The sequence below is a fragment of the Halalkaliarchaeum desulfuricum genome (assembly GCF_002952775.1).
In the GTDB taxonomy this organism is placed as follows: domain Archaea; phylum Halobacteriota; class Halobacteria; order Halobacteriales; family Haloferacaceae; genus Halalkaliarchaeum; species Halalkaliarchaeum desulfuricum.
Genome location: NZ_CP025066.1, coordinates 2,332,265 through 2,358,048 on the forward strand (window position 1 = coordinate 2,332,265; position 25,784 = coordinate 2,358,048).

Below are 25,784 nucleotides of genomic sequence, written 5' to 3' on the forward strand. Positions count from 1 at the left end.
ACCGATACGATGTGGTGAGAGACAATCTTCGTTTTTGGTCGTGGCTTTCAGCCAGAGCAATTATCTATCGCTCATTTCGATATAAGACCCAAGTTCGCTGGTATTGTCTACCGCATCTGTGTTGGGTTCGGAGTCGGTTGACTCGGATTCGGAATCCTCAGCACCACCTTCAACCGTCACGTTTGCCTCACCACCTACCCCGACTTCTTCTTCGGTTGGCGTATCACTCTCCTCAGAGAGGCCCAACCCGCCTGCAACCGTCCCGGTCACGATCAACAGGAGAACAAGTCCACCGATGACGAGCCACAGTGTGTCAATAGGAAATTCTCGCATCACCGGGCCTCCGAAGCGGTTACCATCTTCTTGTCTTCAAGGACTGGACATACCCGATCGAGGGGCGGCTGTGCGACCGACTTGGCGTTGTCGGGTAATACCAGTCGATTCCGTGGCCGGCCGATGTCTGGAGGCACGCGTTCGGTGTCGAGGAGGCCCTGGTCTTCGAGTTCAGTTTTCGCTCGCGAGAAGGTGGCCTTCGAGGCCAAACTCACGTCTTCACCCCAGGTTGAGAGCTTGTACTGCTGGAGTTCGTGCTTGCAGCCGACGAGCAACAGGAGCGTTACGGCGTCCACATTCCCGGCTTCGTTGTCTGCGACTGCCGCCAGGACGCGATCGAAGTCTTCCCGAACGGCTGCGCCGAACCGGTCCTCAAGGCCACTACGAACCGTCGACAGTGGCGGTGTCCGCAGCGAGAATGACTCGCCAGTTTCGAACTGGTTGGTTGCCATTTCACGGGCAGCCTCAACGGCATCAGTATCCTGGGATTCGAGGGTGAGCAGCTCCGAATCGCCTGGCACCAGCGTGACCACAGTGTCTGATGTGACACAAACGCGGGTAGCCTTATCGTCGGAGCCCACCCGAAGATCAAGGCGATCCGTATCAACGAGTTCGGCAAGTTTGGCGGCGATCGGGAACCGCTTTCGGATGAACTTGAGTGTCGCCTCCTCGGCTACCACGCCCATGGACGGCAGTGTTACTGGATCGCGGTCGGTGACCACGTCGGCCAATGCCGCAAGCGTCGCGACCGGCGGGTTGACGAGCACGATTGCTGGTGATGCAGTAGAGTCCTCGATGGTACAGAGCGATTCAAGCAATGAGGTGTGATCTCGTAGATGCGACGAACTCGACATCACATTTGGATCGCAGAATGTACTATTTAATCTCACCGATTCATTCGATATAATTTGTACGTGAATATAGTAAAGACAATTGGACTGTTTGGATCGGATAGAACACGGTTTTGAGCCTAATTCAACTTCCACTTCCACACCGCCTGGCCAAATTTATTGTTCCGACTATCGGACATTACGATAATGAGCTGGCTACATCACATCGACCGGGCGAGACGGACCACGGTCCCGGTCGTCGTCGACAAGCAACAGGCCGGGCCACTCCCACCCGGATTCGAAGCACAGGGACTCACGATCAACGGTCTCTGGGGTGTCTACGAGCGCCAACGCGGCATCGAAAAGATTCAAATCATCGAACTCCCCACCCAGTATAGGGTCTCCGTATCCAACCCTGTCGCTGGAACCAACCAGCTCCCGCAACCTGCCGGTCAGTCGAACCATGGTGGAGACGCCCTGAAAGGACTCGCGGCCCTCGGACTGGGAACCCTCGGTGCTGTCGCAATCGGAAAGGCGCTCAAGGGCTCGCAGAAAAGCACCGTTCCCGACCCAAAACAAGCCCACCGCGTGTTCATCAGCCACTCTTGGACCTACGAGGATCACTACAAAGAGGTGAAAGAGCTGCTCGATGACGCCTACGGATTCGAATACTTCGACCACAGCGTATCCTCTGACGACCCGATCGACGCCCAACTACCGAACCACCTCCGAAAGAAGATTCGTGACCAGATACAGTCGACATCCGTTGTCCTCGTGTTAGCTGGGATGTACGTGGCATACAGCGACTGGATCAAGGAGGAGATCGAGATAGCGAACGAGATGGAGAAGCCGATTATCGGCGTTGTCCCGGCGAAGAACGAGCGTGCACCTACTATCGTGCAGGCGAAAGCCACGGAACTGGTCGAAGCCGACGGGGCCGAAATCCTGGACGCGATCGAACGGCACGCAACATGACTGACGACGACGGTGCCTCCGATGGCGATCGATCAGAGCTTATCGACCAGTACACGACCTATGTGGATACGACGTTGAACGTTAGCAACCGGCGGATGCGGAACAATCGTTTCTACGTCCTCCTTCTCTCCGGCACCCTCGCCGTAGTCTCCGTGCTCGCGGACACCCAGATCATCGAGGAGGTCGGGCTCCTAATCGCCGGCCTACTCGGCTTGGCGCTCTGCATACTTTGGTATCTCAGCATCGTCTCCTACAAGCAGCTGAACAGCGGGAAGTACGAGATAATCCAGGCGATGGAGAAAGACTTGCCTGCGGAGCCGTTCGCCAACGAATGGGACGTCCTCGACGAAGGGAGAGACTGGAGGACCTATATCACCCATACCCGAGTTGAACGCAAAATACCCGGGGTTCTCGCCGTCCCATATCTTATCATCACGATATACGCGACCATCAGGCTCGTGTAAACGCACTGGCTCACGACAAGATGCGTATGAGAACGAGTGAGAACTACCTCATCGCGACAATGCTAACAGCTGCAAGGGCGAAGGCCTCGCTGGCCTGGTTAGCCCATCTTGTCCAGGGCGTCTCGACGGTCTTCTACAGGCACCTGGTCGTACTTCATCGTCGTCATCGGATTCCTATGCCGAAGCTGGGCTTTCGCAGCTGCAAGGCCCCGTTCCTTCGCCATGTACGTCCCAACAGAGTGTCTGATCGTGTACCAGCTCATTTTCCGGTTCGCGGTTTCGATCCCCGCCTCGTCACATAGGCGATGGAGCAACCGGCGCAGGCTCTTCGAACTATAACGGTTCCCCCGAGCAGTGAGCCATAGTGCGTCCGTATCGTCGTACCGATCGTACCGTTCCCGTTCTTCGAGCCATCGCTCAAGGTACGCAGTCGTCTCATCCTTCAAGCTCACCGTCCAGTTTCCGACGTTCTTCGATGACTCCTCCTTTGGGATCCGCAATACGCTGTTCTGGAGGTCAACCCAACGTACTGACGCAGTACGGACCTCCGCAGGTCGCAGGCCAGCATCAAGGCTTGCGCTCACGAGTGATGGTTCCTTCCACCCAATGACCTTCTCCCAGTCGTTATCGTTGATCGCGTCCCGTGGCTTGTTGAGGAGATGGCCGAGATGGGTGAGCCAGCCTTCTCGCTCTTCACCATAGACGTCGCCGGGAGAGGGGATGTCACCGATTGTGAGCACGGCCTGACGAATCTTCCGTCGCTCTTCAACGCTTAGGAAGTCTTGGGGTTGATGGTTCCCACCGGAGCTATCGAACTGGTAGTCGTACTCCCACTCGTCGTAGTTCTTGTCGTGGTGCAGCCACTTGTTGTAGCGTCGAACGCCCTCCTGAAGCTTCCCTTTCGCCGTTTCGGACTGGTCGTAGTCAAACGCGAGCCACTCGATGAACGCTTTCGCTTCTTCTTCTGTCGGGGGCATCGAGTAGCCGCCGAACTTCTCCCAGCGCCACTTATCGAACCGGGCAGTCCGGTACGCAGTGCCGTAAACGGTGTACTCAGAGTAGCCTGAGGCACTCTCAGGATCCTTCCCAACGTTCAACAGCCATGACATGAATCGGAATCGTTGCTTCCGATAGTTGATAAGTTGCTTGTCATTCATCAAGCTTTCATGCGATTTTGGTATTACCACAATGCCACGGTCGAGGTCGATCTCGTCACCCTCCATTTCGGGACAGCGCGAGAGTGTCAGCGGTAACTCATGTTCCATAGCTTACCAGCCGAGGTGAAAACAGGCGGTAGGGCGTCTGGTACGCCCGATCTGAGTGCGCGGGACAGGATTCGAACCTGCGGACCCCTATGGGACAGCGTCCTAAGCGCTGCGCCGTTGACCGCTTGGCTACCCGCGCACACCGATTACTACGCACGAATTGGCCTAAGAACCTGTCGGACTCGCCGGACGTGACGTCGATGTTTCGACCGGATTTATAAACAATGCGGCGCAACCGGGGAGCATGTACCACCGGGCGAGTGACCGGGTCGAAAACGAACCTTGGCTCCATGAACTCGACCGCGCTGCCGACGACCTCGATGTCGGTCCTGACGCCCGGTCGACCGCAGTCGACCTCTTTCTGTCTCATCTCCCCGAAGAGGAGCGCTCGAAACCAGCGGTCGCCGCGGCAGCACTGTACACGGGCGCGCTCGTGGCCGGCGAGGAGCGATCCCAGGCCGCCGTCGCCGACGCCATGGGCGTCGCCCGCCTGTCGATCCAGTCCCGCTGGAAGGAACTGCTCGCGGACGCCGGCTTCGAGCCGCCTACTTGGTGAATGAGCGATCACCCGAGCGCCGGATCCTCGGCGACGATCCCGTGGCGGTCCCGGACGCTGTACTTCGTCATTGCCAGTTCGCTGATCGGCGTGATGGGCGTGTCGCTCATCAGTCCGGTGTTGCCGGATCTCCGTCCCGTGTTTGGGGTCTCCGACTCCCAGGTGGGCCTTGTGATCACAGCCTACACGCTGCCGGGGATCTTCGTCACGCCGTTCATGGGACTCGTCGCCGATCGGGTCGGCCGCCGGAACACACTGGTTCCGCTGTTGCTCCTGTTCGGCGTCGCCGGCGCCGGAATCGCCTTCGTCGACACCTTCCGGAGCCTGATCGCACTCCGGTTCCTGCAGGGGATCGGCGCCAGCGCACTCGTCACGCTGGCGATCACGATCGTCGGCGACGTCTACGAGGGGCCACGCCGGAACGCAGTGATCGGATTCAACGGCAGCACGATCGGTGCCGGCGCCGCGATGTATCCCCTGATCGGCGGCGCACTCGCGACGATCCGGTGGTCCGTCCCGTTTTTGTTTTTCGGGATTGCCGTTCTCGTGGGTGTACTCGCGGCACTGTTACTCGAGGAGCCGGATATCGGGACTGCAACCGACGTGCGGACCTACCTCTCGCGGCTCTGGGCGGTGCTTTTCCTCCCGGAGGCGCTGGCGATCTACCTCGCGATCTTCGTGGCGTTCAGCGTCTTTTATGGCGCGATCCTCACTGCCTTGCCACTGCTTTTGAGTGACGAGTTCGGCCTCGGTGCGGGGCAGATCGGCCCCGTGTTGGCCATGGTTGCAGTCGCGAGCGCGACCGTCTCGTCCCAGTACGGCCGGATCTCGCAGTGGCGGTCCGCCTCGCAGCTCGTCGCGCTCGGGTTCATCGCCTACGGACTGAGTCTGATCGGGGTCTGGCTCGCGCCCTCGCCCGTCGCAGTCGGGGTGGCGCTGTTGGCGTTCGGCGTCGGGTTCGGGATCGTGATGCCGTCGATCGACACCACCGTCATCACGCTCGTTTCGGCGGACCTACGGGCGGGCATGATGGGCATGCGGACCAGTCTACTGCGACTGGGACAGACGGTCGGGCCGATCGCGTTTACGTTCCTCGCGGAGGCGTTTTTCGTCACGACCGTGGAGGGATACCGAACGCTCGTTTTCGGCTCCGGTGTCGTCGTCACGATCGGGGGAGCGGTCGCTTACCTGCTCCTCAGAGAATGATCGCTACCGGTTCAGTTTGTTCGGTTCTCGACGTCAGGTGAACCCATCAGATACACCGCTGTGAGCACGCAGACGGCGATGAGGAAGTCGAATCCGTGTTCGATGAAGTGGTGGGTAGTCATCGGAACGTGACCGTACAGTGTGCCGAAACCGACGAGCGATCGGACGAAGAGTGCGGAAACCGCGACCACGACCAGGAGATACGGGGTCGACCCCCGACGGAGGTATCCCGCCACGGCGAGCAGCAACACGAGACCGGTTCCGATCGTCGCGAGCGCGAGGACGAACAACAGCGACTCCGGCAGGTCGTAGGCACCACCGGCAACAACGGCGTGTTCGATCGCGAGTGGCGGCTCCGTACCTCTCATCGGTTCTCGTTTCACCCACGGAACTATATGTGTCACGCTGTGTTCTGACGGCGACACACTGTGTTAGGTCGCGAACGACACACTGACGCCGCACCCGATCGTATCCCGATTTGAAACGAATGTACGAGGTCGAACTGAAGGTACCGGCGGCACACGAGACCGTTCGCGACCGCCTCGAGTCGATGGAACTGTCGCGGGAAACGTACGTCGAACAGACTGACACGTACTACGACGCACCACACCGCGAGTTCGCCGAAACCGACGAAGCGCTGCGTATCCGGCGGGTGCGGCGGCTCGATTCCGGCAATAACGACGGAATGGGGAACGCAAATGGTCGCGAGGAGGACGACTGCGTGACGCTCACCTACAAGGGACCGCTCGTCGACGACACCTCGAAAACGAGAGAGGAACGCGAGACGGACGTGATCGACGGCGAGGAACTGGCCGGGATCCTCACCAGCCTCGGGTTCGAACCGGCGGCAACTGTAGAGAAGCGCCGTGAGGTGTTCACTGTCGACGGATACACGGTGACCCTCGACGACGTGTCCGAGCTCGGAGAGTTCGTGGAAGTCGAAGGCGAGGCTGAACAGGCCGACCTCGAGACCGTCCGGGAGGGAGCATTCGAAGTCCTCGAATCGATCGGACTCGATCCGGATGACGGAATACGGACGTCGTATCTGGAACTCCTTCTCGAACCGAACCCATAAACTGAAGGCCGCTGAAAGAAACTACGAGTAGAACACCGGATCTGGTACGAACGATGGTCGACGCAGGGACACTCGCGCTGGTTGCCATCGCCCTCGCGGCGAGCTTTTTTGCAGCGTGGACGATCGGCGCTGGTTCGACCGGTGCGACGCCGTTCGCGCCGGCAGTCGGCGCCAACGCGATCACGACGATGCGCGCCGCCCTCGTCGTCGGCCTGCTGTCGTTTGCCGGCGCCGTGTTGCAGGGGGCTGCAGTCACGGAGACGGTCGGTCGAGGGCTGGTCACCGACATAACCCTGTCACCGCTGGCGGCGACGGTGGCGCTCACGATCGCCGCCGTTTACATCGCTGCCGGCGTGTTCAAGGGGTATCCGATCGCGACGGCGTTTGCCATCACTGGAAGCGTCGTCGGGGTCGGCCTGGCGATGGGGGGCGGACCGGCGTGGGGACGATACGCCGAGATCGGCCTCTACTGGCTACTGACTCCCGTCTTCGTCGCGCCGGCCTCCTACGTGACGACGAAACTGTTGCGAAGCGAGCGAACCTCCGAACTGTACGTCCTCGCCGCGCTCGCCGGTGTCGTCGGCGTGGTGATTGCCAACATGGAGTTTCTGCTGCTCGGGCCGCCCGGGGAACAGGCCTCGATCGCCGGCAGCGTCGCGGCCGGACTCCCGGGAGGACCCACGGTCGGCACGGCGGCAGTCACCGTCGGGATCGCGGGGATACTTGCGCTCGTCGTCGGGCGCGCCGTTGCGTACGATCCGGTGGCCGCCCAACGGTGGTTCCTGCTCGCGCTCGGGGCGCTGGTGGCGTTCACCGCCGGGGGCGGAAAGGTCGGCCTCGCGGTCGGACCGCTTTTGCCCCTCCTCGACGGGCTCGTTGCGGGCGACGCTATCACCCCGACGCTCGTCTTCGGCGGAATCGGGATGCTGCTGGGTGCGTGGATGGTGTCCGCGCGGATGATAAAGGCGCTCTCGCAGGACTACTCCTCGCTGGGGCCGCGGCGATCCGTCGGCGTGTTGATCCCCTCGTTCGTCATCGCCCAGATCGGCATCTTCTACGGGATCCCGATGTCGTTCAACGAGATTTTCATCAGCGCGATCCTGGGAACCGGCTACGCCGTGGGAAGCGAAGCTGTAAGCCACAAGAAGATGGCGTACACCGCTCTCGCGTGGATCGGATCGCTCGTGTTCTCGCTTTTCGTCGGCTACGGCGTCTACTGGGGAATCAGCTCCGTGCTGGGAGTCGCCTGAAACGGATCGACCGTCGATCGGTCTCGATTTATCCGAAGACGGTTGCGGTTGTAGTATGGCGCCAGATAACTCCGAGAACGGAATCGAGTACGAGCCGATCGGTGTCATCCACACGCCGTACGACTCGCTGGAAGGAATGCCGATTCAGCCAACCGGCGCCCGGGGAACCCGCGGTACCGTTGTCCTCGACGAAGAGTACGCCGACGGGCTGGCCGACCTCGAGGGGTTCTCCCACTGTTATTTGCTCTATCATTTCCACGGCTCCGACGGCGACGCCAGAACGACCGTCGAGCCGTTCCTGAACGCTTCGGAACGCGGACTGTTCTCCACTCGAGCACCGCGGCGACCGAACGCGATCGGGCTGTCGGTGGTCCGGATCGAATCCGTCGACGGATCCACGCTGAAAGTACGGGACGTAGACGTGCTCGACGGAACGCCACTGTTGGACATCAAACCGTTCGTCCCTGCATTCGACGTTCCGAGTGAAGTAGAGGCGGGGTGGATCGACGAAGCCGACGAGGATCCGGAACGCCGGCGGTCTGACGATCGGTTTCTGTAATTCGACTCGTACCAACTGAGGCAGGGTTTATGTCTTTGACCCGACGTACCGCGGTGGATTTAAATAGTGTAAGATAGTGAAGGTTCTACTATGCGGCGCAATAGCACGGTACGACGGCGAAAGATTCTTCGAATGACCGGCGCCTCCGCAGCTTCGGCTGGAATTCTGTCCATCGCCGGCTGTGTGGGCGAGGAAGAGGAGGACCCGGACGACCCTGACGACCCTGACGACCCTGACGACCCTGACGACCCGGATGATCCGGACGATCCTGTCGATGAACTCGACGAGATCACGATCACGCTCTCGCAGTTCCCCGACACGATCGACCCGCTCGATCACATCACCGGCGACTACTTCGACATATACGATCACATTTACGAACCGCTGTTCGACTTCGAGCCCGGCGAAGGGATCTTCCCCCGCGTCGCCGAGGAGTGGGAAGCACAGGGCGACGGAACGACACACGTCTATCTCCGGGACGACGTTGTGTTCCACAACGGCGATCCTTTGACTGCCGGGGACGTAGCATGGACGATCAACCGAACCGTCGATCCGGAGAAGGGAGTTCCCAGCCCGATCGGAACCTTCGGACTCGGATCGATCGAGGGAGCCGAAGCCGTCGACGACACCACGGTGGCGATCAATTACGGTGCCGCCCCGGGACTCGCGGAGTTCGAGTTCGGTAACTACGCGAGAGCGATCAACAGGGACTGGGCGATCGAACAGCACGACGCCGAAAACGAGGCGATCTCGGGGGCGGATGCTGAGAACTTCAACGGAACCGGTCCCTACGAGGTCGTGGAGTTCGAATCCGGTGTCGAAGTCGTCGTCGAAGCGTTCGACGACTACTGGGGTCCCGACCCCCCGTTCGAGCGGATCACGTTCAACGCGGACGGCGAATCCAGCGGCCGCGCCGCCGCAATCGAAACCGGCGAGGCTGACGTCACAATAAACATCCTGCCGGAGGACGTCGCCACGATCAACCAGGCTCCCGACGCCGAGGTCAGGAACGTGACGAGTTTCCGGACCGTCTTCTGTCCGATGAAGAACACGGTCCCGCCGTTCGACAGCCAGGAGTTCCGGCAGGCGATGAACTACGCGGTCGACAACGAGGAGATCGTCAGCACGATCCTCTCCGGGTTCGGCGAACCCCGGGGCCAGCCCGTCTCGCCCGGAATCAACGGATTCAACCCGGACATCGAACCGTACGAGCAGGACATCGGAATGGCCGAGAGCCTCGTCGAGGAGAGCGGGTACGGCGACGTGGAGATCGAGCTGTACGCGCCTTCAGGTCGGTATCTCAACGACGCCGAAATCGGTGAGACTGTCGCAGACCAGATCGACCAGCTCGACAACGTGAACTGCGAGGCGAACATCGTCGAGTTCGGGGTCGTCTCGGACGCGAACCAGGCCGGCGTCGATCCCGACGAGTTCGAAGACACCTGGGAGATCCCGTTCTACATGATCGGGTGGGGCGTCATCACCGGCGACACCGACTACGGCGTCCAGGGCTTCTTTACGATCCCGGACAACCCGAACCGGACGTTCGACGACGAGGAGCTCAGCGACGCGATCCTCGAGAGCCAGCAGATCCAGGATCCCGACGACCGGCGCGAACAGCTCGAGTACGTCAACGAACTGGCCCACGAGAAGGCGCCGTTCGTCTACCTGCACACCCAGGAGAGCATCTACGGCGTCAACGAGCAAATACAGTGGGAGCCCCGCGAGGACGAAACCATCTACACCTGGGAGATGGACACGTAAGTCGCGACGGGGAGGAGCTCTCCGAAACGGACGGACCGAACGGAACGAATCGGAGGCCTCACACCGCCAACGCTCTCCCCGAAACGAAAGCATAAACAACGTCGACTATCGTCATGAACTCCTATGTCGCTCGGTAAATTTCTGGTTCGTCGGATCCTCCAGGGTGTGTTCGTCATCTGGGGGGTAGTGACGATCCTGTTCGGACTTCGTGCGGTCTCGCCGGGCGATCCCGCGAACCTGATGCTTGCCGAGGGCGCCACACAGGATCTCGTCGAACAGGTGCGACGGGAGGAAGGGCTCGACGAACCGATTTACGTCCAGTACTTCGACTACCTCCAGGGGCTCGTCGTCGGCGACTTCGGGTACTCCTGGCAGTCGAACAGGGAAGTCGAGGCGATGGTGATAGAGCGGATTCCGGCGACGGTCGAACTCGCTGTCGCAGCGACGATCGTCGCGATCGTCATCGCGATCCCGCTGGGCGTCATCTCGGCGACGCGTCGTAACCAGCCGTCGGACTACGGGGCGACGCTGTTTTCGCTGCTCGGGATCAGCACGCCCAACTTCTGGCTCGGACTCATGCTGATCCTCGTGTTCGGCGTCTGGTTCGGGATCCCCTACCCGACGTTCGGGACGTCCGCGATCGGGATTCTCGGAGTCACCATTCCGTATCCGTCGTCGATCTGGTACGGGATGATCGAATTCCCCACGGGCAGACGGGGACCGAGTTTCGCCGACGCCGCACTCGCCATCGTCTCGAGCGGTTCGCTCTCGGAGATGGGGACCTGGCTAAAACACATCACTCTGCCGGCACTCACGCTCGGAACGTACTTCACGGCGCTGATCACCCGTCTCACCCGGAGCGGCATGGTCGACGAACTCGGCAAACCGTACGTCACCGCGACGGAGGCGAAGGGACTTCCGCTGGTTCTCATCCGGTACAAGCACGTCCTGCGCAACACGATGATTCCGATCATTACCGTTCTCGGCCTCCAGATGGGAACGCTACTGGGTGGCGCGGTCATCACCGAAACCGTGTTCAACTGGCCGGGACTCGGGTTGCGGCTCATCGACGCGATAGACATGCGCGACTGGCCGCTGATGCAGGGGATCGTCGTGTTCATCGCACTCGCGTTCGTGACGATCAACATCCTCGTCGACGCGGTGTACGCGTCTCTCGACCCACAGGTGAGCGAAGAATGATATCGCGAAGAGTCAAATCCAACCTCCGACAGACGTTCTCGGAGAGTCTGCTTCCGAAGATCGGGCTGTTCTTGCTGGTCGCGATCGTCCTCATGGCGGTGTTCGCGCCGATTCTCGCGACCCACGACCCGACCCGCACGGGCCATTACAACGAACATGGGGCGGAGTACCCACCAGTAGGGCACACTTACGACACGCAGGTCGCACAGGAGGGAGAAATCGTCGATGTGACAGTTGAACCGACCGCAGAGCACGTGCTCGGTACCAACAACGTCGGACAGGACGTCTACTCCCGGTTCGTTTACGGTGCCCGAGTCTCGATGCTGGTGGGCATCACGGCGACGATTATGGCGCTTTTCATCGGCGTGCCGATCGGTCTGGTCGCGGGCTACTACGGCGGACGGGTCGATGACGCGCTGATGCGGGTGGCAGACACCATGCTCGCGTTCCCCGCGCTCGTGCTCGCGCTGGCGCTCATCGGGGTGTTCGGTGAATCCCCGATACAGGTCCCCGATCCGATCGTAATGGCGGGGTTCGCCGAGGGAATGCCCGAAACCATACCGATTCCCGGTACCGTCACGATCGTCTCTGCGCTCGTGATATGGGTGTGGTTCGCACGCGTGGCCCGCGGGGAGGCGCTGTCGCTTCGCAACCAGGAGTACGTCAAGGCGGCGCGGAGTTTCGGGACGAGTCACCGGGAGATCCTGCGCAAACACATCCTCCCGAACAGTCTCACGCCGATCATCGTGCTCGCGACGATCCAGGTGGCGGTGATCGTCCTGCTCGAGGCGTCGCTTGCGTATCTCGGCTTCTCGGGAACGACCCTCTCGTGGGGGTACGAGATCGAACGGGGCCAGGACGTCCTCCGAACCAGACCGTGGGTTTCGATCTTCCCCGGAATCGGAATCATGCTCGCGATCATCAGCGTGAACCTGCTGGGCGACTGGTTCCGGGACGCGCTCGACCCCAACATCGAAGGGAGCGAACGAGGTGCCTGACATGAGTGAAGAAATCCTCCGCATCGACGGCCTTTCCACTCGGTTTTTCACCGCCGAAGGACAGGTCAACGCCGTCTCGGACGTGAGCCTGACGATAGAACGGGAGGAGGTGTTCGGCATCGTCGGCGAAAGCGGTAGCGGAAAAAGCGTCACTGCACTATCGCTCATGGATCTCGTCGAGTCACCCGGCGAGATCACCGACGGCAGGATCGAATACCGCAGCGAGTCGCTCGCGAACAGCCTTCACGAGAGTCATCCGGACGCCGTCGACGGCGAATTCGTCGATCTGTTGTCCGTCCCTGAGGAGGTCCGTCGGTCGCTGCGAGGATCCTCGTTCAGCATGATCTTTCAGGACCCCGAAAGCAGCTTCAACCCGAGCCTTACCGTCGGCGAGCAGATCGCCGAGGCCGTCGAGGTCCAGCGTCGCGCGAGGGCGAACCCACGATCCACACGGGCCAAAACCAGTTCGGTCGAGTACTCGCTGTCGTCGCTTATCGCCTCGACGGTGCTTCCGTCACAGCGGTTCATCACCGAATCGAGTCGAGAGCGGGCGATCGAGTTGCTGGAACTCGTGGGCATTCCGGACCCAGTAAAGCGGGCCGACGAGTATCCACACCAGTACTCCGGGGGGATGCTCCAGCGTGCGATGATCGCTCAGGCGCTGGCCGGGGAGCCGGACGTGTTGATTGCCGACGAGCCGACGACCGCACTCGACGTGACGATCCAGGCGCAGGTACTCGACATCCTCGCGGATCTGCAGTCCGAGATCGGCATGACGATCGTTCTGATCACCCACAACCTCGGTGTCATCGCCAGGATGTGCGATCGCGTGGGGGTGATGTACGCCGGCGAGATCGTCGAACGCGGAACGCTCGAGGACGTCTTCGAGGACCACGTCCACCCGTACACTCGGGGGCTTCTCGGCTCCGTTCCCGACCTCGAACACGTCGGCGGGCGGCTCGAGCCGATCGGCGGGAACGTTCCGAGCCTGCTGGACCACGAGTTGGGCAGCGGCTGTTACTTCGCGGACCGGTGTCCGAAGGCGATGGAGGAATGTCTCGAAAAACCACCGGAGTTCCGAGCCGAGGGAAGTGAGGAACACGTCGCGAAATGCTATCTCGCGGATCACTCCTACGATCCGGGGCGAGCGCTGGCAGACGACCGAGCCGAAGGATCGTCCGAGGACGCTCCCGAGGAGGTTCCAACCGATGACTGACACGAGGACCGACAGGATGACTGACACAGAGGAGACGGCCGGAGAAGCTGTCCCGGAAGACGGGTCGCTACTCCAGGTGCGGAACCTCACGAAGTACTTCTACGAACAGGACACGCTGCTGGATCGGCTGTTCGGCGAGGAACCGGTCGCAGTCCGTGCCGTCGACGGACTCGACTTCGACATCGAACGCGGGGAAACGCTCGGCCTGGTCGGCGAGTCGGGGTGTGGCAAGTCGACGGCCGGGGAGACGCTGTTGCGGCTCCAGCAACCGACGGACGGAGTCGTTCGGTTCGACGGACAAAACGTCTACGAACTCGCGTCGGCCGACCTCGATCGCTTCCGACGCAACGCACAGATCGTCTTTCAGGATCCGTTCTCCAGTCTCGATCCGCGGATGACGATCGGCGAGACGGTCAAACAGCCCCTGGACGTTCACGACTGGCCGCTGAGCGACGGTGAGGTCGATACGGAGGCGTCGGTGACCACCGACGGGATCGATCCCGACGTGGTCTCCGTCTCCATCGCCGACGACGTAGACAAGATCGTCCCTCCGGAAGATGGAACTGTGACTGTCCAGGTTGAAGTGTCCGAGAACTCCGAGGAGGGCCGGGCCGACGACCGCCGGGCCGACGACCGCCGGGCCGACGACCGCCGGGCCGACGACCGCCGAGCCGACGACCGCCGGGTCGACACCGACGGCGACGTTCGGGCATCGGTGCAGGAGGACCTCTTTATCGAGGTAGCCGCGAACGGGGACGCGGTCGACGTCACGGTGACGATCGACCGATCCGACGATGAATTGCGCCGAGAACGGGTGGAGTGGCTCCTCGATCGCGTGGGGCTCTCCGAGGACCAGTTCGACAGATACCCCCACGAGTTCTCCGGGGGCCAACGACAGCGCGTGGGCATCGCCCGGGCGCTGGCGCTCGATCCCGAGTTCGTCGTGCTCGACGAGCCGACGAGTGCGCTCGACGTATCGGTTCAGGCACAGATCCTGAACCTGTTGAACGAACTGCAGGCGGAGTTCGGCCTCACCTACCTGCTCATCTCTCACGATCTCTCGGTGATCCGTCACATCTGTGATCGAGTTGCGGTGATGTACCTGGGCGAGATCGTCGAAATCGCACCGAGCGAGGAGATATTCACGCAGCCGCAACACCCGTACACCGAAGCGCTCCTCGAGAGCGTTCCGCGGGTCGACACCGACGAGCGGGATCGCGACATCGAAACGCTTTCCGGCGACGTCCCGTCCCCCAGGGACCCCCCGAGCGGCTGCCGGTTCAGGACCCGGTGTCCCGTCGTGATCCCGCCGGAGAGCGTCGACGTCGACCAGGTCTCGTATCGGACCGTTCTCTCCGTCCGGGATCGTATTCGGGATCGCGATATCGACGTCGAGGGCGCCCGTGAACTCGTCGGTCAGGAGGCGTCGGTGGGGAACGTCGACGAACGCGTAACCGAACGGATCCTCGAGCGCCTCTTCGATGTCGAACTCCCCGAGCCGCACCGCGAACGCGTCAAGGACGCCGTCGAGGCCGTCGTGGACGACGACTGGGAGCGGGCGGAGTCGGAACTGTCCGCCTATCGGAGTATCTGCGAGGTGGTGTCCCCCGAGTTGCACCCGGAGGCGGACCATCCGGCCGCGTGCCATCGACGGAAACAGCCGTCAGAGGTCCGTACGGCCGTCGAAAACGCGGACGTCTCCCTCGACGAAACCAACACGTAGCCGATAGGTCCGGCGCTCCGGAACCGCCGGTTGTCGAGTGAAATTAACTACACGAGTTGTATTCATATAATTCACTCGAAACCGGGTTTATAGGGCGTCTAAACGCGTTATTTACTCGTTTACAAAATAGGACGGTTTACCCCCTCGACCAGTGGGTTTATGTATTAGGTTACCGGAATTCGAACTGATGCTACCAGGAGCAGATTCGGGAATCGCTCGCGACGGCAAGGTCCTCGTTTTGGCGTACGACCACGGGCTCGAACACGGACCGGTCGACTTCGATCCGGTGCCGGAGACCGCCGATCCCTCGACCGTCTTCGAGTACGCGACCCACGACGCCGTGAGCGCGATCGCGGTACAGAAGGGGATCGCCGAGGCGTATTACCCCTCCTACGAGGACGACGTGTCGTTGCTTTTGAAGGTGAACGGCACGTCGAACCTGTGGATGGGCGAATACGATTCGGCGGTGAACTGCTCCGTCGAGTACGCCGAGGAACTCGGCGCCGAGGCGGTCGGATTTACGCTCTACGGCGGCTCGAACCACGAAGTGGAGATGGCCGAAGAGTTCCGAGAGATACAGGAGGAGGCCCGCGCCCGCGACATGGGCGTCGTGATGTGGTCGTATCCGCGCGGACAGGGCGTGAAAAACGACACGAAGCCCGGGGTGATCTCGTATGCGAGTCGGCTCGGGCTCGAACTGGGCGCCGACGTCGCCAAGATCAAGTATCCCGGGTCGCCGGAGGCGATGGCTGACGCCTGCGAGATGGCGGGCGAAATGAAGGTGATCATGTCGGGCGGCTCCAAGACCGACGACCGGGCGTTCCTCGAACAGGTGAACTCCTCCATGGAGGCGGGTGCCGACGGGCTCGCGGTCGGCCGCAACGTGTTCCAGCGCGAGAACCCGATCGAGATCCTCGACGCGCTCGAGGCGATCATCTACGAGGAGACGACCGTCGACGAGGCGCTCGAACGAGCGACGCTCGCCCCGGCGGACGACTGATGGCGCGGGAAGACACCGACACCCGGGACAGCCGAGACAGCCGAGCAACCGACGGAGATCACGCAACGACTGTCGAGCGCGTGTTCGACGCGGTGGCCGAAACCGCACCCGAAATTCGGTCCGGGCTACCCGGACGTCGAAGCGCACTCGATGTGGAGAATCCATCCGGGGAGACGCAACTCGCCGCCGATGCGCACGCCGACCAGCTGCTCCGTGAACGGCTCGGGGCGATCGACGGAGTCGCAAGCTACGTGAGCGAGGAGCGCGAATCGAAGGTGGACGCATCCGACGGGGGCGCCTCCGCCGCAGACACCGGACGAGTAGCGGTTGCGGTAGACCCCCTCGACGGTTCTTCGAACCTCCGGTCGAACAACGCGATGGGGACGATCGTGGGCGTCTACGACGCGCCGCTTCCCGCATCCGGCCGGCAGCTCGTCGGTGCCGGCTACCTGCTTTACGGCCCGATCACGACGATGGTCCTCGCCCACAGCGGGGTCGTCAGGGAGGAGGTCGTCGCGTCCGACCCCGGTGACGGCGCCGTCGACCGACAGGTCGTCACGCCGGAACTCGTGTTGCCGGACGACCCGGTCGTCTACGGATTCGGGGGTCGAGTTCCCGACTGGACCCCGGAGTTTGCGGCGTTCGCCGAGGAGATCGAACGGGAGCTCAAACTCCGGTACGGTGGCGCGATGGTCGGTGACGTGAACCAGGTTCTCACCTACGGTGGAATCTTCTCCTATCCCGCCCTCGAGGACAGGCCCGACGGGAAGCTCCGACTTCAGTTCGAGGCGAACCCGATGGCGTTTATCGTCGAAACTGCCGGCGGACGTTCGTCGACTGGAACCGGCTCGATCCTCGATGTCGAACCGGAGACGCTCCACGAACGGACTCCCGTCCACCTCGGCAACCCGGAACTGATCGAACGGCTCGAAGCACAGTTCACCCGGGCGTAGTGTAGCCGACCGATTTCGCCGTTCGGTCCGGCTTCCCGCCATTTTCAAGCTATTCGATCCCTTATCGGTGCTCATGAACGGCGGAACCACAGTGGGACCACCGGGGCGGTCGCGTCCCTCGAACGCAAGGACGGAGTGGATCGGCTGATGGTCGGTCCGAGCCTCTCGAAGGAGGAACGCACCGCGGCGAACGCTCGGCTCAAAATCGGATTCGTCGCGCTGGTAGCCGTCTCGATGGGGTTGATGGCGTTGCAGCTCGATCCGTCCCCGGCGCAGTTGCTCGGCGCGCTCCTCGGCGGCGCCGTCGTGGGTACCGTTCTGCTGTGGTTCGTGTTGCGAACCCTGCGACCGATGCGTCCCTGAACGCCCATCGACGTCAGCAGGGATCGACGCGGCGGATCCACAGCTCCGGCCGGTCCAGTTCGGCGTCGGTCGGGAGGTTCTCGGGGCGTTCCCAGACGACGCCGGCCGCGGCGAGTCCACACTCGTCGGCGACGGTTTCGAAGAATCGCGTGCCACGCTCGTACTGTCTGCGTTTCAGTCCCAGACCGAGCAGCCGTCGAACCAGCCGTCCGACTGGACCGCCACCGGTGTCCCGGCGTTCGTCGACCTTTTCCCGGAGATCGGCGTACTCTTCGTCGAACGCACGATCCATGAGCAGTTCGGCGTACCCCTCGACTGCGGTCATCGCGGCGTCGAGATCGAGGAACGCCTCGCGGTCTAATCCACCCCGGGAGAGCGTCCGGACGCCCGATTCGAGGCGCGATTCGAGATAGCCCGGCAGCCAGGGGGCGGCGCCGAACTCCGCGGCGTGTGCCACCTCGTGAAAGACGATCCACCGGCGGAACCGCTCGTACTCGACGTCCAGTTCGTCCGCTACGCGTCGGATGTTCGGGTGAACGAAGTAGAGCCCGTGTTCCTCGGGATCGTCGGCCAGAAGCAGCGGGTCGTACTGTCCGAGGACGTGACGGGCGAGAAAGCCGAGGGTGAACGCCATCGTCCCCGTGTTCGCCACGCGCGAGACGTTCGGGAACAACGTCTTCACTTCGGCCTCGATCGGTTCCATCACCCGACGGAACGTGTCGACGTTCGCGTCGATCCAGTGATGTCTGTTCTGGACGGTGAGTCGATCGGGAACGTCGAACTCCGTGCCCGACACCGTCTGGAGTCGGTCGCGTGCGGCCCGAACGTCGGCTGCGTAGCCGTCGCGTTCGGCGGGACTCAGATCCAGCGAGCCCGGTCTCGTCCCGGCTTTCGCTGCCTCGCGAACGCCGTCCCAGTCGACCGCGCCGTCGCCCGAGGCGGTGGTCACCGCCCGGACGCTGCGATACAGATCCATACTCACGTTCGGGGACGGTCACGCAAATCGCTTGTGACGGGACTGGCCGAGATCCGTTCCGATCAGTATCTCCCCGGGGTAGAGGGAGTCAGTCCGTCATGGCGTCGAGTTCTTCGGCAGCCTCCAGGTCCGACCCCAGCACTCTTCGGGCTGTGACTGCCGCAGCGACGCCGATGAGAAGCCCCAGTGTCAAGAAGAGCGCGTTCCGGCCCGCGTGGCTGTGGTCGTGGTCATCGTGATCTTCGTCATCCTGGTCGTGATCACTGTGGTCGTGATCGTCGTCGCTGATCTTCCCGCCGATGGACAACTGAACGCCGTCCTGGAGGTGTAGCTCGAGCAGTGTGAACTTCTTTTCAGTCATTGTGTGTGAACTACGGTGGGTGGACTGATAAAACGAAAGGACGGACTCTTCTGCCCGTCGCCCCTGTTTCGGGTATGCACGAGAGACGACGAGAGTTCCTGAAGGATCTTCTTTCGACGCCGAGTCCATCGGGGTTCGAAACGGCCGGACAGCGGGTCTGGTGTGCGTACGTCCGGGAGTTCGCCGACGAGGTCGGGTACATCGTTCGGGACGTCACCGACGACGGCTTCCTGCGGATCGCCCCGATCGGCGGTGCAGACCGCACCGTGTCGAAAGGGCAACACGTGACGATCCACGCAGACGAGCCCGTCCAGGGTGTGATCGGACAGACGGCGATCCACCTCCGTGACGTCGGCGAGGAGGAGTCTCCCGTTTTGCTCGCGGAAACTCTGCCGCTCGGCGTCAGTCGTGACACCCGCTGACTCGGTGCGCGCAAAAAACAACCGTTAAAAGTCGCCGACGGGTTCACACACGTATGGCTGGAACTATCCAGGCGCTCGTCCCTGGCGGACAGGCCACTCCCGGCCCGCCGCTCGGCCCCGAACTCGGGCCGACGCCGGTGGACGTGCAGGCCGTCGTCGAGGAGATCAACGAACAGACCGCAGCGTTCGACGGGATGGAGGTCCCGGTTACCGTCGAGTACGAGGACGACGGCTCGTTTTCGATCGACGTCGGCGTCCCACCGACCGCCGAACTGATCAAAGACGAAGCCGGTTTCGAAACCGGCTCCGGCGAGCCACAGTCCGACTTCGTCGCGGATCTCTCGGTCGAGCAGGTGAAAAAGATCGCAGAACAGAAGCAGTCGGACCTGCTGTCGTACGACCTGAAAAACGCCGCCAAGGAGATCGGCGGCACCTGCGTCACCCTCGGGGTCACCATCGAAGGGGAAGACGCCCGAACCTTCGACGACCGCGTCGACGCCGGCGAGTACGACGACGTTCTCGCCGAATAGTTGATCGTCAGGTATCGATCTGTGGGCCGTTCGTTCCGTTTCTCGTTGCGGTAGTGTCCGGTCGTTCGGCCGGGTGTATTCCCGCTACTCCTCCGTCAGCGACGCGGGCTGTTCCCGCGCACCGCGCCCGGAGACGGTCCGCTGTGGGAACGGGATCGTGATGTCCTCCGCGTCGAACCGCTTTTTCACGCTCGTTGCGAACTCGGCACGAGTCCTGATGAAGTCCGAGCGCGAGGGGTTCGCGATCCACACGCGGGCCTGGAGCCCGACCGCCGAGTCTGCGAGTTCCGTAAGCCGAACCGACGGAGCGGGCTCCTCCAGGATGTCGGGATGGTCGGCAGCCTCCTCGAGGATGAGCTCCGTCGCGTGGTCGATGTCGTCCTCGTAGTCGATCCCGAACACGAACTTGAGCCGGAGCGTATCCTTCGCCACGGGGTTTTTGATGACACCGTCGGTCAGATCGGAGTTCGGAACCGTGAGCAGTTCGTTGTCGAACGTCCGGACACGAGTCACACGGAACGAGATGTCCTCGACGACACCGTCGTTGTCGCCCCAGACGATCCAATCGCCGATCTTGAACGGTTTGTCCGTGAAGATGAATATGCCCGAAACGAAGTTCCGGATGACGTCCTGCAGTGCGAAGCCGATCGCCAGGGTCGCCGCGGCGGCGATCGTCGCCAGCGATTGCAGGAAATTACCGTATCCAGCAAAGCCGAACGCGACGCTGAGGCCGACGAAGAGGACGACGATCGAGACGATCTTGTTCAGCGGGTTTCTGGCGTGTGCATCCAGCTGCCGCCGTTCGAACACCCGGTCGATGAGCGGACTGAAGAACGCTTTGTCCAGCACGTAAAAGACGACCAGGACGACAAGAAACACCCCTGCACTGGTGAGCGTCCCGGCGAGATCTTCGCTGACGTACTCAGCGAGGACGTTCTGGACCGGATCGATCTGCAACGGCACTGTCTGACCCGCCGCGATTGTCGGCTCGAACAGCGCGTCCGCTCCGACTGCAGCCATCGCGACCGGACAGGCCATCAGTGATACACCGCCGTGTGACCGCGGATCTCGACCAGTTCGGCGTCGACGGCGGTTGCGAGATTCTCGGCGAGCTGTTCGGTCGTCGTGTTGCCCCGTGCCGCCCTGAGAAACTTCACCTTCACGAGTTTCCTGTCCTCGAGTTGATCTGCGAGTTCGTCGACGACGGCGTCGATGCCGCTTTTCCCGACCCAGACAGTCACGTCGAGGTCGTGTGCCTCCTTCCGGAGTTCTCGATCGCTCATGCAACTGTCGTCGGGCCGCGCAGGTTTGAAACTTGAGAATCCGATCGCCTACAGCGGATCCTCGAGGGGCGGATCGTCAGCTTCCGAAAGAACGTGTACGTACCGGTCGAGGGATCGGTGGACGGGCCGGCGAAACACGGCCTCGAGTTCCCACCCGGTCGAGATCGCAGCCTCGCGCCACGATCGGTCGGCGACGAGGACGGTTCGCCCGTCCGAACGACAGATCCGGTGTGCGTCCGCGAGCGCTCCCTCGACGAGCGCGGCGAGTTCGTGGCGAGCGATCTTCGACTGTCTGCCGTACGGCGCGTCGAAGACGACCGCATCGACGGCGTCGGGGGTCCCAGAATCACACAGTGGAAGCGCCGTCGCGTCACCGCGGACGACGCCGAACTCGGCGGACTCCGGGAGATACGTTTCGAGGTTCTCCCTCGTGCCGCGGACCATTTTTTCCTGTGCATCGATCCCCAGCACCCGGGATCCCACGAGTCCGGCTTCGATCAGTACCCCTCCGGTCCCACACATCGGATCCACCACGAGTCGTCCCCTCCCTGCGCCGGCCACGTTTGCGTACGCCCGGGCGTCGATGGGGGCCATACTCCCCGGCTGGAAGAAGGGCCTGTCGGTCGGCTTCCGTTCGGTGAAATCGCGGGCCGATTCGGCCGCCAGCCAGCCGACCAGACAGACGTCGACGGACTCCCCCACGACGTCGGGGACCGGCCCGATAGCGACTTCGTCGGCGTCGACGACGCCCGACGAAAAGAGAACGCGAAGCAGATGATCCGGATCGTCGAGGTCGACCGCGAACCCGCGATCGACGAGCACGCTTCCTAGCTCTCGTTCGGCCTGCTGGGTGGAGATCTCGGAGGTCCCCCTCACGTCGCGGGCGCGAACGGCGACGGTTCCCTGGCGCTCGATCGGCGCCGCTTGCAACAGCGCCCGGGCGCTCCCGACGTCGGCGTCCGTCCGTCCGATCAACTCGATCGCGTTTCGGGTGTACGCGAGCGTCTCGACCCGGTCGGTGACCGATCCGGCAGTCGCCAGCCCCGGGGCGACGAGTTCGACACCCGCGGCGGCGCTTTTCGCCTCGTAGGCCGCGAAGACATCCTCCTCGCCGGCGAGTTCCAGCCCGTACACGCACGCCGGTCGGTCGCGGGAACGCAAGAGCGTGGCGGTTCGTTCGGGGGTCGGGCCACCGTTCGGTGGACCTCGAAGTCGGGTTTCCTCCGGCGGGACGAGTAACCAATCTTTTTAAAGCTTAAATACGACGGTTTAAGTGACGAATGACCAATCCCAAGGACACGATAAACATCGAGAACGTCGTTGCCTCCACGGGCATCGGCCAGGAGCTCGACCTCCAGAGCGTCGCCATGGACCTCGAGGGCGCCGACTACGACCCCGAACAGTTCCCCGGGCTGGTCTACAGGACCCAGAACCCCAAATCCGCGGCGCTGATCTTCCGGTCGGGGAAGATCGTCTGTACGGGAGCGAAGTCGACGGCGGACGTCCACGAGAGCCTCAACATCGTCTTCGACAAGCTGCGGGAACTGGAGATCCCCGTCGAGGAGGATCCCGAAATCACCGTTCAAAACATCGTCACGAGTGCGGATCTGGGAACGAGCCTCAACCTCAACGCGATCGCGATCGGGCTCGGGCTCGAGAACATCGAGTACGAGCCCGAGCAGTTCCCGGGACTGGTCTACCGGCTCGACGAGCCCGACGTCGTGGCGCTGCTTTTCGGCTCCGGCAAGCTCGTGATAACCGGCGGCAAGGAGCCCGTTGACGCCGAGGCCGCCGTCGACGTGATCACCGGGCGGCTCGAGGAACTCGGCCTGCTGGGCTGAGCGTCGTCGACGTCGATGGTCACCCACGTTCGGATCGCCGCGACCGGCGTTTCTCCGCTCGCCGTGGCCGGTACGTTCGGCCTGCTGGCGGCGTTTCTCTCTCTTACCGCGTTCTTGGCCGCGAGAAACGTTCTCGGCGACGTCCCAGCCGTAAAAGCGCTGGGGGTCGGGCCGTTCCCCGCGGCTGTCGCCGTCGTCGCCGGGGCGCTCGATCTCCCCTCGGCCCTGGCGATCGGCGTCGCCCTCCTGCTCGACGGCGCGGCGATCCACTACCTGTACGGGGAGTCGCCGAGGCTCTCCGCGTACATTACCCTCATCCACGTCGTGGTGACGATCCTGCTTGGAACTGTCCTGTTCGGGCTGTTGATTCTTCTCGGGACGCTCCCCGGCTGAGCGCAACGACCGGGGGGAACGATCCGCCGGCTCACTCGACGAGACGCTCGATTTCTGTGACGAGGATGTCGCTCGCGCCGACCGCCTTGAGGTCGGTGATCACCTCGAACACGCGGCGCTCGTCTACGACGGCGTGGACGGCCACCTGACCGGACTCGTCTTCCCCGTTCTCGCCGGCGATGTCCATCACCGTCGGACCACCCATCCCGGGAATCACGTCTTTGACCGCTTCGAGCCGGCTCGTCGGCACGTTCATCATCAGATACCGTTTCCCCTCGGCGGCAACGACCGACTCGAAGGCGGTCGCGACCTGCCCGACCTTCGGATCGTCGACGACGTTCGCTCTTGCGAACAGTCGTACGGAGCTTTCGAGAACGTCGGCGATAACGGCGAGCCGGTTGACCTTCAGGGTCGTCCCCGTGGAGGTGATGTCGACGATCGCGTCGGCCATCTCGACGTGTGGCGTAAGCTCCGTCGCGCCGGTCACCTCGACGATGTCGGGAGCGATCCCCCGAGAATCGAAGAACGATCGGGTGACGTTCGGGAACTCGGTGGCGACGGTGCGCCCGTCGACGTCGTCGATCTCGGTGATGTCCCCGTCCTCAGGGGCGGCAAGCACCAGTCGACACCGTCCGTACCCCAGATCGACCAGATCGACGAGCGCAGCCCCGTCTGCGTCCTCCCCGCCCGCGGTCGACGCTTCGGAGCCGTCGCCGGTGGCTTCCACCACCGCCCCGGACTCGTGGGCCTGGTCGAGACCAGTAACCCCCAGGTCGGCGGCGCCGTCACGGACGTACTCGGGGATGTCGGCCGCCCGGGCGAAAAGCACCGTCACCTCCGGATCGACAGTGTCGGCGTACAGCTGGCGGTCGGCCGTTCGTTCGACGTGGAGCCCCGCCCGCTCCAGCAGTTCCATCGTCGGCTCGTGGAGACGGCCCTTGTTGGGCACGGCGATGCGCATACCGTCACCAGTCGGGGCGGGCAGGAAACCTTTTCGCGTCGGACTCGCGGACGTTCCGGAGCCGACGATGGTTACGAGGATCGGTCCCCGAGCTGTGACCGGAGCGTCGCCGCGTCCTTGTTCCCGGCGCCGGTGTTCAACAGGACGACTGTATCGTCGTCGTCGAACTCCCCCTGCTTTGCCAGCTCGAACGCCCCGCTCGCGGCGGCCGCACAGGTCGCACCCATCTCGACTCCCGCCGTCCGGGCGACCTCGATCGCGGCCTCGAGGATCTCCCCGTCGTCTGTTGCTACTGCCCCGCCGTCGCTTTCGCGGATCGCAGCGAGGATCTGTCGGCTGGCACCCGGGTCCGGGATCGCAATACCGTTACAGACCGTGTTCACTTCCGCGACCGGCTCGTGTACCTCGCGTCCGGCCTCGAAGGCGTCCACGATCGGGGCACAGCCGCTCGCCTGTGCGGCGTACAGCGGCGGGAGGTCGTCGATCCAGCCCAGCTCGCGAAGCTCCCGGGCTGCCTTGTGCATCCCGACCAGCCCGACGCCGCCCCCGGTCGGGTAGACGACGGCGTCGGGAGGTTCCCAGTCGAGTTCCTCGAGAATTTCCAGCGCCATCGTCTTTTTCCCCTCGTGACGGTACGGCGTCACGAACGTCTTCGTCGAGTACCAGTCCTCTTCTGCCATCGCTTCCGCGTATGCGTCCCCGGCATCGCCGATCTCGGAGTCGCCGTCGATCGGGTCGGCGACGTGGAGGTTCCCGCCGTGGATCTCCACCATCGCCTTTTGAGTGAACCCGGCCCGCTGCGGGAGGAACACGTGTGCGTCCATCCCCGCACGGGCCGCGTAGGCGGCCGCCGCCTGGCCGGCGTTGCCCGCCGAGTTGAGCGCGATCGCGTCGGCGCCGTGCTCCCGTGCGGCCGTCACTGCCAGCGACTGGCCGCGGTCCTTGAAGGTGCCCGTCGGGTTCTGTCCCTCGTCCTTTATGAGCACTCTGTCGACGCCCAGCGTGTCAGCGAGCGACGGACACTCCACCAGCGGCGTCGTCCCCTCCCCCAGGCTGACAGCCGACTCGGACGGGAACGGGAGTAACTCCTCGTATCGATACATCGACTGGGTATGGCGGTCGGCTAACACGTCCGGGGTGAGTTCGACCGCATCGAGGTCGTAGCGAGGATCGAGGATCCCTTCGCAGTCGGGACAGCGGTGGCCCGTGGGTTCGGGGTCGAACTTCCCTCCGCAATCGAGACACGCGAGCCCGACGAACGCATCGGTCGTTCGCATGGGAGGGGGT

General features: G+C 62.9%; 29 protein-coding genes, 1 tRNA gene and 1 pseudogene. 19 read left to right on the plus strand and 12 right to left on the minus strand.

Annotation, left to right across the window (positions count from 1 at the left end; translation table 11 throughout):
- Positions 1-60: 60 nt before the first annotated feature.
- A complete protein-coding gene (locus tag AArcSl_RS11645) occupies positions 61-333 on the minus strand; it encodes a hypothetical protein (protein ID WP_119819318.1) in 273 nt (90 codons plus the stop codon).
- On the minus strand, positions 333-1,151 hold the full coding sequence (locus tag AArcSl_RS11650) for a transcriptional regulator TbsP domain-containing protein (protein ID WP_133412164.1): 819 nt from the start codon (positions 1,149-1,151) through the stop codon (positions 333-335). The genes AArcSl_RS11645 and AArcSl_RS11650 overlap by 1 nt, the downstream gene beginning before the upstream one ends.
- Positions 1,152-1,370: 219 nt before the next feature.
- Between AArcSl_RS11650 and AArcSl_RS11655 the strand changes: the two genes are divergently transcribed.
- Positions 1,371-2,138 carry a TIR domain-containing protein gene (locus tag AArcSl_RS11655; protein ID WP_119819324.1) on the plus strand — a complete coding sequence of 256 codons (768 nt, stop codon included), beginning with the start codon at positions 1,371-1,373 and terminating at the stop codon, positions 2,136-2,138.
- Positions 2,135-2,602, plus strand: a complete 468-nt coding sequence (locus tag AArcSl_RS11660; RefSeq protein WP_119819327.1) for a RipA family octameric membrane protein — start codon at positions 2,135-2,137, stop codon at positions 2,600-2,602. Before AArcSl_RS11655 ends, AArcSl_RS11660 begins: the two co-directional genes overlap by 4 nt.
- 98 nt (positions 2,603-2,700) lie before the next feature.
- Here AArcSl_RS11660 and AArcSl_RS11665 read toward each other — a convergent pair whose 3' ends face one another.
- Both AArcSl_RS11665 and AArcSl_RS11670 read right to left on the minus strand, forming a co-directional pair.
- Entirely contained in the window at positions 2,701-3,825 is a 1,125-nt protein-coding gene (locus tag AArcSl_RS11665; RefSeq protein ID WP_245883228.1) for a tyrosine-type recombinase/integrase, read from the minus strand.
- A 98-nt stretch (positions 3,826-3,923) separates the two neighbouring features.
- Positions 3,924-4,006: transfer RNA gene (locus AArcSl_RS11670), tRNA-Leu, on the minus strand.
- Positions 4,007-4,111: 105 nt separating this feature from the next.
- On the opposite strand from AArcSl_RS11670, the gene AArcSl_RS11675 reads away from it, so the two are divergent.
- Positions 4,112-4,423, plus strand: coding sequence for a cyclin family protein (locus AArcSl_RS11675; RefSeq protein ID WP_119819332.1), 312 nt, complete (start codon positions 4,112-4,114; stop codon positions 4,421-4,423).
- Entirely contained in the window at positions 4,424-5,629 is a 1,206-nt protein-coding gene (locus AArcSl_RS11680; protein ID WP_119819335.1) for an MFS transporter, read from the plus strand.
- Between the two features lie 11 nt (positions 5,630-5,640).
- On the opposite strand, the gene AArcSl_RS11685 is transcribed toward AArcSl_RS11680, so the two are convergent.
- Positions 5,641-5,997 carry a DUF7471 family protein gene (locus AArcSl_RS11685; RefSeq protein WP_245883229.1) on the minus strand — a complete coding sequence of 119 codons (357 nt, stop codon included), beginning with the start codon at positions 5,995-5,997 and terminating at the stop codon, positions 5,641-5,643.
- A 119-nt stretch (positions 5,998-6,116) separates the two neighbouring features.
- Here AArcSl_RS11685 and cyaB point away from each other — a divergent pair, with 119 nt between their 5' ends.
- The 11 genes from cyaB (at position 6,117) to AArcSl_RS11740 (ending at position 17,730) form a co-directional block, all read left to right on the plus strand.
- Positions 6,117-6,704 (plus strand): class IV adenylate cyclase, encoded by a 588-nt coding sequence (cyaB, locus tag AArcSl_RS11690; RefSeq protein WP_119819339.1) that lies wholly within the window; start codon positions 6,117-6,119, stop codon positions 6,702-6,704.
- A 53-nt stretch (positions 6,705-6,757) separates the two neighbouring features.
- Positions 6,758-7,954 (plus strand): inorganic phosphate transporter, encoded by a 1,197-nt coding sequence (locus tag AArcSl_RS11695; RefSeq protein WP_119819342.1) that lies wholly within the window; start codon positions 6,758-6,760, stop codon positions 7,952-7,954.
- Positions 7,955-8,009: 55 nt separating this feature from the next.
- Complete coding sequence (tsaA, locus tag AArcSl_RS11700; RefSeq protein ID WP_119819345.1) at positions 8,010-8,513, plus strand: tRNA (N6-threonylcarbamoyladenosine(37)-N6)-methyltransferase TrmO; 504 nt, start codon at positions 8,010-8,012, stop codon at positions 8,511-8,513.
- 132 nt (positions 8,514-8,645) lie between these two features.
- Entirely contained in the window at positions 8,646-10,277 is a 1,632-nt protein-coding gene (locus AArcSl_RS11705; RefSeq protein WP_119819348.1) for an ABC transporter substrate-binding protein, read from the plus strand.
- A gap of 123 nt (positions 10,278-10,400) precedes the next feature.
- Positions 10,401-11,477: an ABC transporter permease gene (locus AArcSl_RS11710; protein WP_119819351.1), complete on the plus strand. Its 1,077-nt coding sequence runs from the start codon at positions 10,401-10,403 to the stop codon at positions 11,475-11,477.
- Positions 11,474-12,475 carry an ABC transporter permease gene (locus AArcSl_RS11715; protein ID WP_119819354.1) on the plus strand — a complete coding sequence of 334 codons (1,002 nt, stop codon included), beginning with the start codon at positions 11,474-11,476 and terminating at the stop codon, positions 12,473-12,475. Before AArcSl_RS11710 ends, AArcSl_RS11715 begins: the two co-directional genes overlap by 4 nt.
- A 1-nt stretch (position 12,476) precedes the next feature.
- The gene (locus AArcSl_RS11720) at positions 12,477-13,691 is read left to right on the plus strand and encodes an ABC transporter ATP-binding protein (protein ID WP_119819358.1); all 1,215 of its coding nucleotides are present in this window, start codon (positions 12,477-12,479) and stop codon (positions 13,689-13,691) included.
- Between the two features lie 16 nt (positions 13,692-13,707).
- Positions 13,708-15,414 carry an ABC transporter ATP-binding protein gene (locus tag AArcSl_RS11725; protein ID WP_119821957.1) on the plus strand — a complete coding sequence of 569 codons (1,707 nt, stop codon included), beginning with the start codon at positions 13,708-13,710 and terminating at the stop codon, positions 15,412-15,414.
- Between the two features lie 187 nt (positions 15,415-15,601).
- The gene (locus AArcSl_RS11730; RefSeq protein WP_119819361.1) at positions 15,602-16,414 is read left to right on the plus strand and encodes a class I fructose-bisphosphate aldolase; all 813 of its coding nucleotides are present in this window, start codon (positions 15,602-15,604) and stop codon (positions 16,412-16,414) included.
- Entirely contained in the window at positions 16,414-17,367 is a 954-nt protein-coding gene (locus AArcSl_RS11735; protein WP_119819364.1) for a class 1 fructose-bisphosphatase, read from the plus strand. Before AArcSl_RS11730 ends, AArcSl_RS11735 begins: the two co-directional genes overlap by 1 nt.
- 147 nt (positions 17,368-17,514) lie before the next feature.
- Positions 17,515-17,730: a hypothetical protein gene (locus AArcSl_RS11740; RefSeq protein WP_119819367.1), complete on the plus strand. Its 216-nt coding sequence runs from the start codon at positions 17,515-17,517 to the stop codon at positions 17,728-17,730.
- Positions 17,731-17,743: 13 nt separating this feature from the next.
- On the opposite strand, the gene AArcSl_RS11745 is transcribed toward AArcSl_RS11740, so the two are convergent.
- Entirely contained in the window at positions 17,744-18,706 is a 963-nt protein-coding gene (locus tag AArcSl_RS11745; RefSeq protein ID WP_119819370.1) for a zinc-dependent metalloprotease, read from the minus strand.
- Positions 18,707-18,794: 88 nt separating this feature from the next.
- Positions 18,795-19,067, minus strand: coding sequence for a hypothetical protein (locus tag AArcSl_RS17105; protein ID WP_119819373.1), 273 nt, complete (start codon positions 19,065-19,067; stop codon positions 18,795-18,797).
- 74 nt (positions 19,068-19,141) lie between these two features.
- Here AArcSl_RS17105 and AArcSl_RS11755 point away from each other — a divergent pair.
- Together AArcSl_RS11755 and AArcSl_RS11760 are read left to right on the plus strand one after the other, a co-directional pair.
- Positions 19,142-19,468, plus strand: a pseudogene (locus tag AArcSl_RS11755) (M42 family peptidase); the annotation flags it as partial.
- Between the two features lie 74 nt (positions 19,469-19,542).
- The gene (locus tag AArcSl_RS11760; RefSeq protein WP_119819376.1) at positions 19,543-20,019 is read left to right on the plus strand and encodes a 50S ribosomal protein L11; all 477 of its coding nucleotides are present in this window, start codon (positions 19,543-19,545) and stop codon (positions 20,017-20,019) included.
- A gap of 84 nt (positions 20,020-20,103) precedes the next feature.
- Here AArcSl_RS11760 and AArcSl_RS11765 read toward each other — a convergent pair whose 3' ends face one another.
- Genes AArcSl_RS11765 through AArcSl_RS11775 form a run of 3 tightly spaced genes read right to left on the minus strand, consistent with a single transcriptional unit; the run spans position 20,104 to position 22,436 of the window.
- Positions 20,104-21,057, minus strand: a complete 954-nt coding sequence (locus tag AArcSl_RS11765) for a mechanosensitive ion channel family protein (RefSeq protein ID WP_245883230.1) — start codon at positions 21,055-21,057, stop codon at positions 20,104-20,106.
- A complete protein-coding gene (locus AArcSl_RS11770; RefSeq protein WP_119819379.1) occupies positions 21,057-21,302 on the minus strand; it encodes a YhbY family RNA-binding protein in 246 nt (81 codons plus the stop codon). Before AArcSl_RS11770 ends, AArcSl_RS11765 begins: the two co-directional genes overlap by 1 nt.
- 48 nt (positions 21,303-21,350) lie before the next feature.
- Positions 21,351-22,436 (minus strand): methyltransferase domain-containing protein, encoded by a 1,086-nt coding sequence (locus AArcSl_RS11775; protein ID WP_119819382.1) that lies wholly within the window; start codon positions 22,434-22,436, stop codon positions 21,351-21,353.
- A gap of 146 nt (positions 22,437-22,582) precedes the next feature.
- Here AArcSl_RS11775 and AArcSl_RS11780 point away from each other — a divergent pair, with 146 nt between their 5' ends.
- Both AArcSl_RS11780 and AArcSl_RS11785 read left to right on the plus strand, forming a co-directional pair.
- Complete coding sequence (locus tag AArcSl_RS11780; RefSeq protein WP_119819384.1) at positions 22,583-23,143, plus strand: TATA-box-binding protein; 561 nt, start codon at positions 22,583-22,585, stop codon at positions 23,141-23,143.
- Positions 23,144-23,158: 15 nt separating this feature from the next.
- Positions 23,159-23,536, plus strand: a complete 378-nt coding sequence (locus tag AArcSl_RS11785; RefSeq protein WP_119819387.1) for a DUF7473 family protein — start codon at positions 23,159-23,161, stop codon at positions 23,534-23,536.
- A gap of 31 nt (positions 23,537-23,567) precedes the next feature.
- Here the strand turns inward: AArcSl_RS11785 and hisG are convergent, their stop codons facing one another.
- Positions 23,568-24,497, minus strand: a complete 930-nt coding sequence (hisG, locus tag AArcSl_RS11790) for an ATP phosphoribosyltransferase (RefSeq protein ID WP_119819390.1) — start codon at positions 24,495-24,497, stop codon at positions 23,568-23,570.
- Between the two features lie 71 nt (positions 24,498-24,568).
- Positions 24,569-25,774, minus strand: a complete 1,206-nt coding sequence (locus AArcSl_RS11795; protein WP_119819393.1) for a threonine synthase — start codon at positions 25,772-25,774, stop codon at positions 24,569-24,571.
- Positions 25,775-25,784 lie beyond the last annotated feature (10 nt).

What these genes read in the sequence shown, in the direction of transcription:
- AArcSl_RS11770 (WP_119819379.1), bottom strand. Translation starts at nt 21,302, where the DNA reads ATGAGCGATCGAGAACTCCGGAAGGAGGCACACGACCTCGACGTGACT.
- AArcSl_RS11705 (WP_119819348.1), top strand. Translation starts at nt 8,646, where the DNA reads ATGACCGGCGCCTCCGCAGCTTCGGCTGGAATTCTGTCCATCGCCGGC.
- AArcSl_RS11660 (WP_119819327.1), top strand. Translation starts at nt 2,135, where the DNA reads ATGACTGACGACGACGGTGCCTCCGATGGCGATCGATCAGAGCTTATC.
- AArcSl_RS11715 (WP_119819354.1), top strand. Translation starts at nt 11,474, where the DNA reads ATGATATCGCGAAGAGTCAAATCCAACCTCCGACAGACGTTCTCGGAG.
- AArcSl_RS11695 (WP_119819342.1), top strand. Translation starts at nt 6,758, where the DNA reads ATGGTCGACGCAGGGACACTCGCGCTGGTTGCCATCGCCCTCGCGGCG.
- AArcSl_RS11745 (WP_119819370.1), bottom strand. Translation starts at nt 18,706, where the DNA reads ATGGATCTGTATCGCAGCGTCCGGGCGGTGACCACCGCCTCGGGCGAC.
- AArcSl_RS11760 (WP_119819376.1), top strand. Translation starts at nt 19,543, where the DNA reads ATGGCTGGAACTATCCAGGCGCTCGTCCCTGGCGGACAGGCCACTCCC.
- hisG (WP_119819390.1), bottom strand. Translation starts at nt 24,497, where the DNA reads ATGCGCATCGCCGTGCCCAACAAGGGCCGTCTCCACGAGCCGACGATG.
- AArcSl_RS11685 (WP_245883229.1), bottom strand. Translation starts at nt 5,997, where the DNA reads ATGAGAGGTACGGAGCCGCCACTCGCGATCGAACACGCCGTTGTTGCC.
- AArcSl_RS11730 (WP_119819361.1), top strand. Translation starts at nt 15,602, where the DNA reads ATGCTACCAGGAGCAGATTCGGGAATCGCTCGCGACGGCAAGGTCCTC.
- AArcSl_RS11785 (WP_119819387.1), top strand. Translation starts at nt 23,159, where the DNA reads ATGGTCACCCACGTTCGGATCGCCGCGACCGGCGTTTCTCCGCTCGCC.
- AArcSl_RS11710 (WP_119819351.1), top strand. Translation starts at nt 10,401, where the DNA reads ATGTCGCTCGGTAAATTTCTGGTTCGTCGGATCCTCCAGGGTGTGTTC.
- AArcSl_RS11740 (WP_119819367.1), top strand. Translation starts at nt 17,515, where the DNA reads ATGGTCGGTCCGAGCCTCTCGAAGGAGGAACGCACCGCGGCGAACGCT.
- cyaB (WP_119819339.1), top strand. Translation starts at nt 6,117, where the DNA reads ATGTACGAGGTCGAACTGAAGGTACCGGCGGCACACGAGACCGTTCGC.
- AArcSl_RS11795 (WP_119819393.1), bottom strand. Translation starts at nt 25,774, where the DNA reads ATGCGAACGACCGATGCGTTCGTCGGGCTCGCGTGTCTCGATTGCGGA.
- AArcSl_RS11780 (WP_119819384.1), top strand. Translation starts at nt 22,583, where the DNA reads ATGACCAATCCCAAGGACACGATAAACATCGAGAACGTCGTTGCCTCC.
- AArcSl_RS11720 (WP_119819358.1), top strand. Translation starts at nt 12,477, where the DNA reads ATGAGTGAAGAAATCCTCCGCATCGACGGCCTTTCCACTCGGTTTTTC.
- AArcSl_RS17105 (WP_119819373.1), bottom strand. Translation starts at nt 19,067, where the DNA reads ATGACTGAAAAGAAGTTCACACTGCTCGAGCTACACCTCCAGGACGGC.
- AArcSl_RS11765 (WP_245883230.1), bottom strand. Translation starts at nt 21,057, where the DNA reads ATGGCCTGTCCGGTCGCGATGGCTGCAGTCGGAGCGGACGCGCTGTTC.
- AArcSl_RS11655 (WP_119819324.1), top strand. Translation starts at nt 1,371, where the DNA reads ATGAGCTGGCTACATCACATCGACCGGGCGAGACGGACCACGGTCCCG.
- AArcSl_RS11675 (WP_119819332.1), top strand. Translation starts at nt 4,112, where the DNA reads ATGTACCACCGGGCGAGTGACCGGGTCGAAAACGAACCTTGGCTCCAT.
- AArcSl_RS11665 (WP_245883228.1), bottom strand. Translation starts at nt 3,825, where the DNA reads ATGGAGGGTGACGAGATCGACCTCGACCGTGGCATTGTGGTAATACCA.
- AArcSl_RS11680 (WP_119819335.1), top strand. Translation starts at nt 4,424, where the DNA reads ATGAGCGATCACCCGAGCGCCGGATCCTCGGCGACGATCCCGTGGCGG.
- AArcSl_RS11645 (WP_119819318.1), bottom strand. Translation starts at nt 333, where the DNA reads ATGCGAGAATTTCCTATTGACACACTGTGGCTCGTCATCGGTGGACTT.
- tsaA (WP_119819345.1), top strand. Translation starts at nt 8,010, where the DNA reads ATGGCGCCAGATAACTCCGAGAACGGAATCGAGTACGAGCCGATCGGT.
- AArcSl_RS11725 (WP_119821957.1), top strand. Translation starts at nt 13,708, where the DNA reads ATGACTGACACAGAGGAGACGGCCGGAGAAGCTGTCCCGGAAGACGGG.
- AArcSl_RS11735 (WP_119819364.1), top strand. Translation starts at nt 16,414, where the DNA reads ATGGCGCGGGAAGACACCGACACCCGGGACAGCCGAGACAGCCGAGCA.